The organism is Kineosporia corallincola, from assembly GCF_018499875.1.
Taxonomy (GTDB): Bacteria; Actinomycetota; Actinomycetes; order Actinomycetales; family Kineosporiaceae; genus Kineosporia; species Kineosporia corallincola.
Map to the genome: position 1 here is coordinate 102,196 of NZ_JAHBAY010000021.1, position 13,698 is coordinate 115,893.

Consider the following 13,698-nt stretch of genomic DNA (forward strand, 5'->3'; position numbering starts at 1 on the left):
TTCCAACACGGCACCATCGTAGTTCTGCTCATCAACTTTACAAAAGGTGGCCTCTTAACGATTGACAGCCAGACACAAGCGGACGTGTAATCGACCAGTCAGTTGGCGGTACGAAGTCGTACCTGTTCGCAAAGGAGGCTCCAACGTGGGAGCCAGCACCTCGATCCGACGCATCGCCACTCTCGGCGTGACCATGACCTGCGCGGCCGCCGCCCTGGCCGCCTGCGGCGACTCCGGCAGCTCGGGGGCCTCCGGCGACACCGGTTCCACCGGGTCCACCAAGGTCGCCGCCGTGATCAAGGGCCTCGACAACCCGTTCTTCCAGACGATGGAGGACGGCATCGACGCCGGTGCCGAGGCCCAGGACCTCGAGACCACCGTCCAGGCCGCGAACTCGATCACCGACACCACCGGCCAGGCCGACAAGCTCACCGCCCTCGCCGGGCAGGACTTCGGCTGCTACATCGTCAACCCGATCACCGGCACCAACCTGGTGCAGGGCCTGGCCAAGCTGGCCGCGGCCGACAAGACCATCGTCAACATCGACTCCCCGGTCGACGCCGAGGCCGCCGAGGCCGCGGGTGCCACGCCGGCCACCTACATCGGCACCGACAACGTGGCGGCCGGCAAGCTGGCCGGCGAGGAGATGGTCAAGCAGGTCACCTCCGGCGACGTGGCCGTCATCGGCGGCACCTCGGGCGACGTGACCAGCGGCAACCGGGTCGAGGGCTTCAGGTCCGGGCTGTCCTCCAAGGTCAAGGTGGTGCAGGAGGTCTCGGCCGACTGGAACCGCGAGAAGGCGCTCACCCAGGCCACCACCGTGCTGCGCGCCCACCCCGACCTGAAGGGGTTCTACGTCGCCAACGACGACATGGCCCTGGGCGTGGTGCGGGCCGTGCAGAACGCCCAGCTGACCGACCAGGTCAGGGTGATCGGCACCGACGGCGTCGAGGAGGCGCTGACCTCGGTCAAGGAGGGCGGGCTGACCGCCACCGTGGCCCAGTACCCCTACACCATCGGCGAGATGGGCATCGAGGCGTGCGCCGCCGCCGCGGCCGGCAAGACCCTGCCGGAGACCGTCACCGCCCCGGTCGAGCTGGTCACCGAGGCCGACGCGGAGAAGGCCCTGGCCGCCACCCCGAAGCCGTTCGGCGAGTACCAGGACCCGATCGCCGACCTGCTCAAGTAACCGTTTCTTCGAACGGGGGACGACGTCACGGCTTTCGTCGTCCCCCGTTGTGCCACCCCCACACCCGCGCCCGCACGTCAGCCAACGACGGCTTGAGAGGTACTGCGATGACCGCGACCACCATCGAGGCCCCGCCCGCGCCGCAGGCGCCCGCCCGGGCCCAGCGACTGCGCGACCCCGCCTTCTGGGCCGACTGGGCCGCCCTCGTCGGGCTGATCGGCCTGACGATCGTGTTCCAGTCGCTGAACTCGACCTTCCTCAGCTACGGCAACGTCCAGTCCATCCTGGTCGCCGCGGCGATCCTGGTGATCCTCTCGATCGGCCAGACCTTCACCATCGCCACCGGCGGCATCGACCTCTCCGTCGCCTCCGTGATGACCTTCGCCGCAGTGGTTTTCGGCTGGGCCTTCACCCAGGGGTGGAGCCTGCCGCCGTGCATGGCCGCCGCCGTGGCGGCCGGCCTGTTCTTCGGCGTGGTCAACGGCGCGCTGATCGCCAAGGGAAAGATCCCCGACTTCGTGGTCACCCTGGGCTCGCTGAGCGCGGCCTCCGGCCTGGCGCTGATCCTGGCCGACGGCAAGCCGGCCACCGTGATCAGCCCGTTCCTGCTGAAGTTCTCCACCCGGGGCGTCGGCCTGTTCGGCTGGACCTTCCTGCTGGCCGTGGCGATCGCCGTGGTCGCCCACGTGTTCCTGTTCCACACCCGGTTCGGCACCCACGTTCTGGCCGCCGGCGGCTCCGCCGAGGCCGCGACCGCCACCGGCATCAGCACCGCGCGGATCAAGATCGCGGTGTACACGATCTCCGGTGTGCTGGCCGGCCTGAGCGGCATCCTGCTGGTGGCCCGCATCGGTGCGTCGTCCCCCGCCGCCGACACCACGATGACCCTGAACACCGTTGCGGCAGTGGTGCTCGGCGGTGTCAGCCTGCTCGGCGGGCGGGCCACCGTCATCGGCCCGGTACTCGGCGCCCTGGTGCTGACCGTGCTGGTCAACGGCCTCACCCTGGTCGGCGTCTCGCAGTTCTACCAGCCGCTCTCGGTCGGCATCGTCGTGGTGCTCGCCGCCCTGCTCATGCGTTTCCAGAAGTGAGGTCACCCCGATGACGACGACCACGACAGACGCACTGGTGTCGATCGACGACATCAGCCTCTCCTTCGGCAACGTGCGCGCCCTGCGCGATGTCTCGCTGATCCTGCGGCCGGGCGAGATCACCGCCCTGGTCGGCGACAACGGCGCGGGCAAGTCCACGCTGGTGCGCTGCCTGTCGGGCATCCACCGCCCGGACACCGGCCGGATCGTGTTCGACGGCTCGCCGGTGCAGTTCTCCAGCCCGGAGGACGCCCGCAAGGCCGGCATCGAGACCGTGCACCAGAACCTGGCACTGGTCGAGGACCTCACCGTCTGGCAGAACCTGTTCCTGAACCGCGAGCTCACCAACGGCCTCGGCCTCCTCGATCGGAAGACCATGAAACGCGAGGCCCAGCGCATGGTCTCGACGCTGGCGGTGAACGTGCCCGACGTCGCGTCCACCGTGCGGCGGCTGTCGGGCGGCCAGCGCCAGGCCGTCTCGATCTGCCGGGCGGCGGGTTTCAGCTCGAAGCTGGTGATCATGGACGAGCCGACCGCGGCCCTGGGGGTGCAGGAGACCGAGCGGGTCGAGCAGCTCATCCTCAAGCTCCGTTCCGACGGCCACGCCGTGCTGCTGATCAGCCACAACTTCGCCCAGGTGATGCGGCTGGCCGACCAGGTCTGGGTGATGCGCTCCGGGCGCTGCGTGGCCGGGCGCCGGATCGCCGAGACCACCGGCGAGGAGATCGTCGCGCTGATCACCGGCGCCCGGCAGTCCTGACCGTCCCTTCGCCATCCCGAATCTCTCTGCGCCGTAAGGAATCACCATGAGCCAGATCCGCAACCCCCTCGGTGTGCACGCCCTGGTGTGGGCCGGCAGCACCAGTCCCGCAGAGGTCGAGCTGGCGGTGCGCAGCACCCGCGAGGCCGGTTACGACCTGCTGGAGTTCTCCCTGCACGACGGCCTCACCATGGACACCGCGCACGCCCGCGCCGAGCTGGAGAAGGCCGGGCTGAAGGTGGCCTGCTCCCGCGGCCTGGCCCCGGACGCCGACGTGTCCAGCGAGGACCCGGCCGTGGTCGCCCGCGGCGCCCAGTTGCTCAGCCAGTCGCTCGAGGTCACCGCCGCGATCGGCGGCACGATGTTCGCCGGCGCGCTGTACAGCGCCTTCGGCAAGGCGGCGCAGCCGCTGTCGGCGCCGGGCCGGGCCAACGTGGTCGCCGTCCTCAAAGATCTTGCCGCACAGGCGGCCGAAAAGAACGTGACGCTCACCCTCGAGATCTGCAACCGGTACGAGACCAACGTGATCAACACCGCCCGCGACGCCCTGCGGCTGGCCGACGACATCGGCGCCGACAACGTGAAGATCCACCTCGACACCTACCACATGAATATCGAGGAGGCCGACATGGTGCGCCCGGTGCTGGAGGTCGGCGACCGGCTGGGCTACGTGCACATCGGCGAGAACCACCGCGGCTACCTGGGCAGCGGGCACATCGACTTCAACGCCTTCTTCCACGCCCTGGCCGACATCGACTACACCGGGCCGATCACCTTCGAGTCGTTCTCCTCGGCCGTGGTCGCCCCCGGGCTGTCGAACGACCTGGCGATCTGGCGCAACCTCTGGTCCGACGGCATGGACCTGGCCCGGCACGCCCACTCCTACCTGACCAACGGGCTCGCCGCGGCCGCGCAGAACGGTCACGGGAACCCGTGACCGGCGTGCCCGTCCCGGTGCAGAACTCGATGGCAGGGCATGATGCCCTGGTGCGACCGACCCTCGACGAACTTGCCACCAGGGTGCTGAAACTCGCCGCCGGACGGATGGGCGAACGGGTCATCGTCGGCATCGCCGGCGTGCCCGGCGCCGGGAAGACCACCCTGGCCGAGAAACTGACCGCGGTGCTGGCCGAGCGGATCGGCGCCGAGCAGGTGGCGCACGTGCCGATGGACGGCTTCCACCTGGCCGACGTCACCCTGGACCGGCTCGGGCTGCGTGACCGCAAGGGAGCACCGGAGACCTTCGACGCCCTCGGCTACGCCGCCCTGCTGCTGCGGCTGCGGGAGACCGGGGACCTGGTGTACGCACCGGGTTTCGAGCGCACCATCGAGCAGCCGGTCGCCGGTGCCATACCGGTTCCGCCCAGCGTGCGGGTGGTGGTGTCGGAGGGAAACTATCTGTTACTCGGCGGCGACTGGGAACGCGCCGAGGACCAGCTCGACGAGGTCTGGTACTGCCACACCGCCGAGGAGGTGCGGCTGGAGCGGCTGCTCGCCCGGCACGTGCTGTTCGGCAAGACGCCGGAGTTCGCCCGGGCCTGGATCGAGCAGACCGACCAGCCCAACGCCCGGCTCATCGAGGCCGGGCGGGAGCGTGCCGACCTGGTCGTCGAGATGGACTGAACCACACAACCAAGGACGCCCGACAGCACGAGTGCTGTCGGGCGTCCTTGGTTGTGTGGTCGGTTCTAGACGGTCTGGACGACCAGGAGCTCGACCACGCGGTCGAGGAAGGCGTCGACCGAGGCCTCGCGGTAACCCCGGGAACCGCGACGGCTCTTGAACACCGCCAGGCGCACGGCGTCGGGCGGGAGAGGATGGCCCATCGCGAACGACTCCTCGATGCGGATGCACAGCTCGTCGACCGCGTCGATGTCGTAGGTGAGCTCCATGCCGCTGCCCCGCGGGAAGCGCTCGCCGTCGGGACGGCCCAGCTGGGCGCGCAGCGACTGCTCCTGGGTGCGCAGCTGCGTCTGCCAGGCCTGGCTGCCGCTGCGCTCCTCACCACGCTGCTTCTCGCGGCGGGCGAAGGCATCCTCGATGCGGTCGAGGGCTGCGTCCACCGCGTCGACGTCGTACCCGCCGCGCACCAGGTCGAAACCGACCGTGCGGACGTGCCACGACGTCATCGCGGGCCCGCGCCCGTTCTCCTCGTAGGCAGCCCGGGCGCGGCCGAGGAACGACTCGACCTGGTCGACGTCGTAGCCCTTGGAGAGGCGGCCGGCCCGCGGAAAGGTCTCGCTCACGGCTCACATTCTGCACCCGACAGAGGGGCTCGTGCGCGCCGGTCCGCAGAAGGGACACGGGAAATTTGCGGCTGCGAACCAGTTGTGATGCGGCCGTGACTCTACGGGACGCCGGGTGACCCGGGCGGGTGCCTCCGGCGGGCAGATCACCGCTCCGGGAGTGATGTTTCGCTCATCCGTGGAACGTGCTGTGCCGGTGCGGTGTCTGCCCGTCTTGCTAGACCGTGGTTGCCGCCAGCTGCCCGCAGGCGCCGTCGATCTCCTGGCCGCGGGTGTCGCGGACCGTGGTGGGCACACCGCGCTCGCGCAGGGCGTTCACGAAGGCGTTCTGGGCACGGCGGGTGCTGGCCGTCCACTTGGAGCCCGGCGTCGGGTTCAGCGGGATCGGGTTGACGTGCACCCAGCCGCGGCCGCGCCGGTTCAGCTCGCGGCCCAACAGATCGCCGCGCCACTCCTGGTCGTTGATGTCTTTGATCAGGGCGTACTCGATGCTGACCCGGCGGCCGGTGGCGTCGAAGTAGCGGCGGGCGGCGTCGAGGGTCTCGCCGACCTTCCAGCGGGTGTTGATCGGCACCAGCTCGTCGCGCAGCTCGTCGTCCGGGGCGTGCAGGCTGAGGGCCAGGGTGACCGGGATGCCCTCGGCGGCCAGCTTGTCGATGGCCGGCACCAGGCCGACCGTGGACATGGTGATGCCGCGGGCCGACATGCCCAGGCCCTCGGGCGCCGGGTCGGTGAGCCGCCGGATCGCCGCGACCGCCGACCTGTAGTTGGCCAGGGCCTCGCCCATGCCCATGAAGACCACGTTGGTGACGCGGCCCGCCGAGCCGGGCTCGGTCTCCTCGCCCAGCGGGGCGCCCTCGTTCCGGCCGGCCTTGAGCGGGGTGGCCGTGCGCATGTAGCGGGCGGCGGTGCGCACCTGCTCGACGATCTCCGCCGTGGACAGGTTGCGGGTGAGCCCGGCCTGACCGGTGGCGCAGAACGGGCAGTTCATGCCGCAGCCGGCCTGGCTGGACACGCACACCGTGGCCCGGTCGGGGTAGCGCATGAGCACGCTCTCGACCAGGGCGCCGTCGAACAGCCGCCAGACCGTCTTGACCGTGGCACCGTCGTCGCAGACCAGCTCGCGCACCGGGTTGATCAGGCGCGGGAGCAGGGCGTCGAGCATCGGCTGCCGGGACGCGGCCGGCAGGTCGGTGAGGTCGGCGGCGTCCATCTGGGCCAGCCGCTCGAAGTAGTGCACCGACAGCTGGCGGCCCCGGAACGGCTTCTCCCCCAGCTCCTTCACCGCGGCCATCCGCTCGGCCAGCGTGAGGTCGGCCAGGTGCTTCGGCGGCTTGCCCCGGCGGGGTGCGACCATCAGCAGCTTGCCGGGCTCGGGCGCGGTCGGCTTCGGCTCGGGCAGGGGTTCGGGGGTCATCAGGTTCTCTCGCTGGTTTATAGAAGGAAGTGCAGGAGCAGGTAGACCACGGGGGCCGTGGGGAGCAACGAGTCCATCCGGTCCATGATTCCGCCGTGGCCGGGCAGCAGGTTGCCCATGTCCTTGATGCCCAGGTCACGCTTGAGCAGGGACTCGGACAGATCGCCCATGGTCGCCGTGACCGCCGCCGCCGCACCGACCACCAGGCCCACCACAGGCGGGCCGTCGAGCAGCAGCACCACGCAGGCCGACCCGGCGATCAGGCAGGCCAGCAGTGAGCCGGCGAAACCCTCCCAGGACTTCTTCGGACTCACCCTCGGCGCCATCGGGTGCTTGCCGAACAGCACACCCGCGATGTAACCGCCGATGTCGCTGGCGCAGGTGACCACGATGAACGTGACCACCCGCTGCGGGCCCTGGTCGGCGGCCAGCAGCAGCACCGCGAACCCGGCCAGCAACGGCACGTAGGCGGCCACGAAGAGGCCGGCGGTGACGTCTCTCAGCGCGCCGTCGAGGCCCTCGACGATGCGCCAGAGCAGGATGCCGAAGCCGGTGAGCATGTAGCTGACCAGCAGACCCTCCGGGCCGGCCACGTAGGCCGACACCAGCATGCCGAGCGAGCCGACGGCGACCGGGATGACCGGCACCACGATCTGCTTGGCGGCCAGGGCGCCGGAGAGCTCCCAGACGGCGAGCACCACGACGAACGAGGCCAGCGCGACGAACGCCTCGGGCCGGGTGAACAGCGAGACCAGGGCCAGGCCGCCGAGGCCGACGCCCACGCCGATCGCCGCGGGCAGGTTGCGTCCCGCCCGGCCGTGATCCTTGGCCGCCACAGCCACGATCGTCGCATCCGGTTCGGGTGGGTGCTCCATCTCGCGCAGCGCGGCCTGGGCCTGGGCCCGGCCGGTCGGGTCGGCGTCGGGACGCTCGCCCCGGCGTCCCCGGGGGTGGTCGTTGTCGTGCAGGGTGCCGGGGCCGTCCTGGTCGTCGTCGTGGTCGTCGTGGTGATCGTCGTGGTGGCCTTGGTAGCGGTCTTGGTAGCCGTCACCGAAGCCGCCGGGGAACGGTTGGTCGTTCCGGTGGCGTTCGTCTTCGTCGCCGTGGCGGGTGCCGGACGGGTCAGCGGGGAACGCGCCGTGGGCGTGCCCGGCCGTGCCGTCGGCCGGCGTGGGGAACGGGCCGGCCTGGTCTTCCTGGGCGGGGCCCCGGTTGCGGGCCCGGCGGGTCCGGCCGGACGGGAACGGGCTCGGGTCGTGCGTGGCGGTTCCGCCGGACGGGGTCGGGAACGGGTCGTGCGTTGCGGTTCCGCCGGACGGGGTCGGGAACGGGCCCGAGCCCTGGCTGCCGCCCCGGCCTCCCCTGGTCGGGAACGGGCTCGCGTCGCCGCCACCGGGGACCGGGAACGGATCGGCCGGCCGGCTCGTGCCCTCGGCCGGGGTGGATCCGCCCCGGCCGAGCAGTCCCCCGCCCGCCGGGGTCTGCGGAGCGCGCCGGCCGCGCGCGCCGCGGCGTCCCTCGTTCACCGGGTTGCCGTTGCTGTCGCCACCGACGGCGTTCTCGCCGGTCGGGTGCTCGGTCTCGGGGTCCGCGGCCGTCGGGCCGGGCTCGCGCCGGCCCCGGCGGCCGAGGCGGCCGATCCGTCCGGTCAGCGGACCACGCCGGCTGCGACCACCCGCCGCACCCGGGAACGGGTCGGACGCGGCGTCGTGCTCGTCGTTCGGCTCGGTGCGGCCGGCTCGCGATCCGGAGCGGGCCGGGTCCTGGCGGTCGTCCTGCCCGTCGCGGTCAAGGTCACGGTTGCGGTCACGGTTGCGGTTCGGGGCGAACAGGTCCGGCTCGGAGGTGTCCTGGGGGAAGGGGGGCTGCTGCCCGCGGTTGCGACGGGGGGCGAACAGGTCCGGCTCCACACGGTCGGCACCGGGGCCGCCGGGGAACACGTCGGCCGCGTCCGGCTCGGGGAACGGGCCGGGCTCGCGCCGACCACGGCCACGGCCGAGCAGGCCCATCCGGCCGGTGCCCCCGGCCGCGCCACGACCGGCCTCGCCACGACGGCCACGCGATGCACGGCCGCCGGTCGGGGCGTCCGGGAACGCAGCGGGCTCCTGGCGGGAGGACACGGAACGGTTCGGGGTCTGGCGGCCCGACGAGGGGAACGGATCGTCGTCCGGGTCGGCGGGCGCATCGGGCTCGGCGCGACCACGGCCGAACAGACCGCGGTTGCCACCGGTGGACGGTGCGTCGTCACGCCGGTCGCGGCCGCCGAGGCCGCGACGCGCACCGGAACGAGGCTGCTCACCGGTGTCCTCGAAACCCTTGCCGGGCATGTCGAAACCGGCTGGGGTGGCCGGTGCCTCGTCGGACGGCGGGTTGCGATAGGGGTTGATGGGGATGCCACCGGACTGCGTGGCCCGCTGCGGCAGCCCCGGGTGCGAGGTGCCCCGCACCGGCTGGGGCCGTTCCGGCCGACCCGGCTGCTGCTCGCGCCCGAAGGCACCACCGGCACCGGCCGAACGCTGGAGAACCTGGTCGAACGACGACGTGGACGGCCCGTTGGAGCGGATGCCGTGCCCCCGGTCGCGGCCGAACGCGCGGCCGAGCCGGGGTGCGTCGTCCACCGGTTCGCCGTCGGGAACCTGCTGGGCGTCACGGCTCTGCGGGCCCACGCCCCGGCCGGCGCGGCCGAAGCGTGAGCCACCGAGCCCGGCCCGCTGCTGGCGGGCCGCGCCGAAACCACCGGAGCTGTTCTGCTCCTCACCCGGCGCACCCGTGGCGGGCCAGGCACTCTCTTCCTCGGTGCCGTCACGCATGTCGTTGTCCCACGCGCCGTCGGACGCCGGGCCGCGGGCGGCCCGGCGTCGTCCCCGGCGGGACGAGGAATCAGACGGACCAGAATCTCCGGCCATGCTCATACCTCGAGGAGCTCAGTCTCCTTGTGCCGGAGCAGCTCATCGATCGAGTCCACGTGGGACTTGGTCGACTGCTCCAGCTCCTTCTCGGCGCGGGCACCCTCGTCCTCGCCGATCTCGCCGTCCTTCACCGCGCGGTCCAGGGTCTCCTTGGCCTTGCGGCGGACGCTGCGGACCGAGACCCGCGCGTCTTCCGCCTTGTTACGGGCCAGCTTGATGTACTCCTTGCGGCGCTCCTCGGTCAGCACCGGCAGGTTGACCCGGATGATGTTGCCGTCGTTGCTCGGGTTGACGCCGAGATTCGAGGCGCGCAGGGCCTTCTCGATGTCGGCCAGGGAACCGCGGTCGTACGGCTGGATCAGGATCGTGCGGGCTTCCGGCACGGTGAACGACGCGAGCTGCTGGAGCGGGGTCGGCGCACCGTAGTAATCGACCACGACCTTGCTGAACAGACCGGGGTTGGCCCGGCCCGTGCGGATGGCGCCGAAGTCTTCCTTGGCGACCTCGACCGCCTTGTCCATCTTCTCCTCGGCCTCGAGGAGGGTGTCGTCGATCACTGTCGCTCCTTCATCGCTACATCACCAGCGCTGCTCATCAGAGAGCCGAACCAACCGTTGTGCTCCGGCGCCGCTGCCGTCAACCTTGCCAAGAGGTACCCGAACCGTCTCGTCGTGTGCCGTCTCAGCCGGCGGTGACGAGCGTCCCGATTCTCTCACCCCGCACGGCAGCCGCCACGTTCCCTTCGCCCTCCATGCCGAAGACCACCATGGGCAGCTTGTTGTCCATGCAGAGGCTGAAGGCCGTGGCGTCGACGACCTTGAGCTGACGGGTCAGCGCGTCCGAGTAGGTCACCTCGTCGAGCTTGCTCGCCGTCGGGTCCTTGCGGGGGTCTGCGGTGTACACGCCGTCCACCCCGTTCTTGCTCATCAGCACCGCGTGCGCCTTGATCTCCAGCGCACGCTGGGCGGCGGCGGTGTCGGTGGAGAAGTACGGCGCACCGAGCCCGGCGCCGAAGATCACCACACGGCCCTTCTCCAGGTGCCGGATCGCCTTGCGCGGGATGTACGGCTCGGCCACCTGGCCCATCGTGATCGCCGTCTGCACCCGGGTGTCGATCCCCTGCTTCTCCAGGAAGTCTTGCAGTGCAAGGCAGTTCAGCACGGTACCGAGCATGCCCATGTAGTCGGCACGCCCACGGTCCATGCCGCGCTGGGAGAGCTCGGCCCCCCGCAGGAAGTTGCCACCGCCGATGACGATGGCGATCTGGATGCCCTCTTTGGACACCCCGGCGATCTGCGCGGCGAGCTGGGCGACCACATCCGGGTCGACGCCGAGCTGGCCGTTGCCGAAGACCTCACCCGAGAGCTTCAGCAGCACGCGCCGGTAGGACCCTCCAGCGATCGGGGACTCTGTCATCCAGCTGTACCTCCTGGTTCGTGGCACCCGGTCGGACGGGTGTCGGGGGGCAGTCTGCCGTATCCGGCGGTGAAGCCGGACCACGGCCAGAAAAAAGCCGGTGAGAGGCTCGTGGCGCCTCTCACCGGCTTGTCACCGACCTCTCCTGCGGAGGTGGTCGGGTCGTACTACCGGCTGAAGTCGATCAGCAGCCGGCTCGAATCAGACGCCCACCCGGAAGCGGTAGAACCCGACGGGGGTGATGCCGGCGCCGTCGAGCACCTTCTGCACGGTGGTGCCCTGGTCCTTGGCGAACTTCTGCTCGACGAGCACGTTCTCCTTGAAGAAGCCGCTCACGCGACCCTCCACGATCTTCGGCAGGGCGCCTTCCGGCTTGCCCTCCTCGCGGGCCGTGGCCTCGGCGATGCGGCGCTCGTTCTCCACCACGTCGGCCGGAACCTGGTCGCGGGTCAGGTACTGCGGCGGCAGGGCGGCGATGTGCAGGGCCACGTCACGCACGACGTCGCTCTCACCGCTGGCGCCGAACAGCACGCCCACCTGCGGCGGCAGGTCGGGGCTGGTGCGGTGCAGGTAGGAGGCGACGAACGGGGCCTCGAGACGGGCGACGGCCCGCAGCTCGATCTTCTCGCCGATGCTGGCGTTGCCGTCGTCGATCAGGGCCTGGACGGTGCGGCCGTCGGCCAGCTCGCTCTTCAGCAGGCTGTCGACGTCGGCGGCCTTGACGGCCACGGCCTGGTCCAGAACCTGCTGGAGCAGGGCGCCGAACTTGTCGCCCTTGGAGACGAAGTCGGTCTCGCAGTCGAGCTCGACCAGCACGCCGACACCGGACTCGGTGTAGGCGGCCACGGCGCCCTGGGACGCGGTGCGGGACTCCCGCTTGGCCACGCCCTTCTGGCCCTTGACGCGCAGGTACTCGACGGCCTTCTCGTACGAGCCGTCGCTCTCGACCAGAGCGTTCTTGCAGTCCATCATTCCGGCGCCGGTCTGCTCACGCAGCTTCTTGACGTCGGCGGCGGTGTAGTTCGCCATTGCTGTGACTCCTGTTTTCAGTCGTCAGTGAGTAGGGGGTCGGGTGGCGGGTGCCGCCGCCGGGATCACCGGCGGCAGCACCCACGGACCGCGGATACCGCGATACCGAGGATCAGGCCTCGGTGGTCGCCGGCTCGGCGGCCGGAGCGGCCTCGGCGGCGGAGGTCTCGGCGGCCGTGCCCTCGGCAGCGGCGCCCTCGACGACCGGCGCGCTCTCGGCCTGGCCGGCCAGCAGCTCGCGCTCCCACTCCGGCAGCGGCTCGGCGGCGGCGGCCGGGGCCTCAGCGGCGGCGGCGGTGTTCTGGCCACCACCGTGACGGCTCATCAGGCCGTCGGCCACGGCGTCGGCGACCACGCGGGTCAGCAGCGTGACGGAGCGGATCGCGTCGTCGTTGCCCGGGATCTTGTAGTCGACCTCGTCCGGGTCACAGTTCGTGTCCAGGATGGCGACGATCGGGATGCCCAGCTTGCGGGCCTCGTCGACGGCCAGGTGCTCCTTCTTGGTGTCCACGATCCAGACCGCGCTCGGGACGCGGGCCATGTCGCGGATACCGCCGAGGGTGCGCTCCAGCTTGTCCTTCTCACGACGGAGGACGAGGAGTTCCTTCTTGGTCATGCCGCTCTTGGCCACGTCGTCGAAGTCGATGACCTCAAGCTCCTTGAGGCGCTGGAGACGCTTGTGGACCGTCTGGAAGTTCGTGAGCATGCCGCCCAGCCAGCGCTGGTTGACGTAGGGCATGCCGACGCGCGTGGCCTGCTCGGCGATCGGCTCCTGCGCCTGCTTCTTGGTGCCCACGAAAAGGATGCTGCCGCCGTGCGCGACGGTCTCCTTGACGAAGTCGTAGGCGTTGTCGATGAACGACAGCGACTGCTGGAGGTCGATGATGTAGATGCCGTTGCGCTCCGTGAGGATGAAGCGCTTCATCTTCGGGTTCCAGCGACGGGTCTGGTGCCCGAAGTGCACACCGCTGCCGAGCAGCTGGCGCATCGTAACGACGGCCATGTCAGTTCTCCTTGGCGCGCGCCACCAGTGGGTGGGCGCAGTTCTCTCGGTTAAATCACGACACCGGTTGGTATCGCGCCTGGTGCCCGCGACGCCCCGAGACCCTTCCGCCGACCGGTGTTCCAGTCGTCGGGATCAGGACCGAGTGAGACGCCGCACCGCCCAGTGGGCGAACCGCATGCGGACACGCGAAGTCGACCGGCACATGCCAGCCGCAGGGGAAGTCTACCCGCATTCCAGGATGCGGGATGACGACGGCCTGTTAACCACCCGGGTCACGCGGACATTCCCCGCGATTATGGACGACCACGATGGTGGACGACGAAGCGGCCGGTCAGGCGCGGTCGTACTCGGTGACGATCCGGTAGTCCTTGGCCGGGCCGTCCACCTTCATGTCGACCGTGAGCCCGCCCCGCCCGTCCATGCGGTATGTGCCGCGGTACTGGTCGGCGCGGCAGTCATGGACGTCGGCGGCGCTCCAGCCGGCAGCTCCGGCCGGTGCGGTGGGTGTGGCCGGCTGCTCGGGCTGCTCGGGCTGCTCGGGCTGCTCGGGCTGCTCGGGCTGCTCGGGCTGCTCGGGCTGCCCTGGCTGCCCTGGCTGCCCTGGCTGCCCTGGCTGCCCTGGCTGCCCTGGCTGC

The 13,698-nt window shown here is 70.7% G+C and carries 13 protein-coding genes; 5 read left to right on the plus strand and 8 right to left on the minus strand.

All coding sequences use genetic code 11. From position 1 onward, the window contains the following. Positions 1-145: 145 nt before the first annotated feature. From KIH74_RS33655 to KIH74_RS33675, 5 genes are all read left to right on the plus strand, one after another. Positions 146-1,189, plus strand: coding sequence for a substrate-binding domain-containing protein (locus KIH74_RS33655; RefSeq protein WP_214160473.1), 1,044 nt, complete (start codon positions 146-148; stop codon positions 1,187-1,189). Positions 1,190-1,296: 107 nt separating this feature from the next. Next, a complete protein-coding gene (locus tag KIH74_RS33660) occupies positions 1,297-2,280 on the plus strand; it encodes an ABC transporter permease (protein WP_214160474.1) in 984 nt (327 codons plus the stop codon). A 10-nt stretch (positions 2,281-2,290) separates the two neighbouring features. Continuing rightward, positions 2,291-3,040, plus strand: coding sequence for an ATP-binding cassette domain-containing protein (locus tag KIH74_RS33665; protein WP_214160475.1), 750 nt, complete (start codon positions 2,291-2,293; stop codon positions 3,038-3,040). Positions 3,041-3,086: 46 nt separating this feature from the next. Beyond that, positions 3,087-3,977, plus strand: a complete 891-nt coding sequence (locus KIH74_RS33670) for a sugar phosphate isomerase/epimerase family protein (RefSeq protein ID WP_214160476.1) — start codon at positions 3,087-3,089, stop codon at positions 3,975-3,977. Between the two features lie 29 nt (positions 3,978-4,006). After that, entirely contained in the window at positions 4,007-4,663 is a 657-nt protein-coding gene (locus KIH74_RS33675; RefSeq protein WP_214160477.1) for a nucleoside/nucleotide kinase family protein, read from the plus strand. 65 nt (positions 4,664-4,728) lie between these two features. On the opposite strand, the gene KIH74_RS33680 is transcribed toward KIH74_RS33675, so the two are convergent. The 8 genes from KIH74_RS33680 to KIH74_RS37300 all read right to left on the minus strand — a co-directional run. Continuing rightward, positions 4,729-5,286 (minus strand): DivIVA domain-containing protein, encoded by a 558-nt coding sequence (locus tag KIH74_RS33680; protein ID WP_214160478.1) that lies wholly within the window; start codon positions 5,284-5,286, stop codon positions 4,729-4,731. 217 nt (positions 5,287-5,503) lie between these two features. Further along, the gene (gene rlmN / locus KIH74_RS33685; RefSeq protein ID WP_214160479.1) at positions 5,504-6,703 is read right to left on the minus strand and encodes a 23S rRNA (adenine(2503)-C(2))-methyltransferase RlmN; all 1,200 of its coding nucleotides are present in this window, start codon (positions 6,701-6,703) and stop codon (positions 5,504-5,506) included. 17 nt (positions 6,704-6,720) lie between these two features. Continuing rightward, positions 6,721-9,609 carry a phosphatidate cytidylyltransferase gene (locus KIH74_RS37295; RefSeq protein ID WP_246573692.1) on the minus strand — a complete coding sequence of 963 codons (2,889 nt, stop codon included), beginning with the start codon at positions 9,607-9,609 and terminating at the stop codon, positions 6,721-6,723. Positions 9,610-9,611: 2 nt separating this feature from the next. Further along, positions 9,612-10,169: a ribosome recycling factor gene (gene frr / locus KIH74_RS33695; protein WP_214160480.1), complete on the minus strand. Its 558-nt coding sequence runs from the start codon at positions 10,167-10,169 to the stop codon at positions 9,612-9,614. A gap of 124 nt (positions 10,170-10,293) precedes the next feature. Next, a complete protein-coding gene (gene pyrH, locus KIH74_RS33700; RefSeq protein WP_214160481.1) occupies positions 10,294-11,028 on the minus strand; it encodes a UMP kinase in 735 nt (244 codons plus the stop codon). A 201-nt stretch (positions 11,029-11,229) separates the two neighbouring features. Continuing rightward, positions 11,230-12,057 carry a translation elongation factor Ts gene (tsf, locus tag KIH74_RS33705; protein WP_214160482.1) on the minus strand — a complete coding sequence of 276 codons (828 nt, stop codon included), beginning with the start codon at positions 12,055-12,057 and terminating at the stop codon, positions 11,230-11,232. A 112-nt stretch (positions 12,058-12,169) separates the two neighbouring features. Continuing rightward, positions 12,170-13,060, minus strand: coding sequence for a 30S ribosomal protein S2 (gene rpsB / locus KIH74_RS33710; protein WP_214160483.1), 891 nt, complete (start codon positions 13,058-13,060; stop codon positions 12,170-12,172). 334 nt (positions 13,061-13,394) lie between these two features. After that, the coding region (locus KIH74_RS37300; RefSeq protein WP_246573693.1) for a DUF6314 family protein at positions 13,395-13,698 on the minus strand (304 nt) is incomplete at its 5' end.

Bases quoted from the DNA above. Each gene is read 5' to 3' on its own strand.
- KIH74_RS33660 (WP_214160474.1), top strand. From the start codon at position 1,297: ATGACCGCGACCACCATCGAGGCCCCGCCCGCGCCGCAGGCGCCCGCC.
- KIH74_RS33665 (WP_214160475.1), top strand. From the start codon at position 2,291: ATGACGACGACCACGACAGACGCACTGGTGTCGATCGACGACATCAGC.
- KIH74_RS33670 (WP_214160476.1), top strand. From the start codon at position 3,087: ATGAGCCAGATCCGCAACCCCCTCGGTGTGCACGCCCTGGTGTGGGCC.
- KIH74_RS33675 (WP_214160477.1), top strand. From the start codon at position 4,007: ATGGCAGGGCATGATGCCCTGGTGCGACCGACCCTCGACGAACTTGCC.
- rlmN (WP_214160479.1), bottom strand. From the start codon at position 6,703: ATGACCCCCGAACCCCTGCCCGAGCCGAAGCCGACCGCGCCCGAGCCC.
- KIH74_RS37295 (WP_246573692.1), bottom strand. From the start codon at position 9,609: ATGGCCGGAGATTCTGGTCCGTCTGATTCCTCGTCCCGCCGGGGACGA.
- pyrH (WP_214160481.1), bottom strand. From the start codon at position 11,028: ATGACAGAGTCCCCGATCGCTGGAGGGTCCTACCGGCGCGTGCTGCTG.
- tsf (WP_214160482.1), bottom strand. From the start codon at position 12,057: ATGGCGAACTACACCGCCGCCGACGTCAAGAAGCTGCGTGAGCAGACC.
- rpsB (WP_214160483.1), bottom strand. From the start codon at position 13,060: ATGGCCGTCGTTACGATGCGCCAGCTGCTCGGCAGCGGTGTGCACTTC.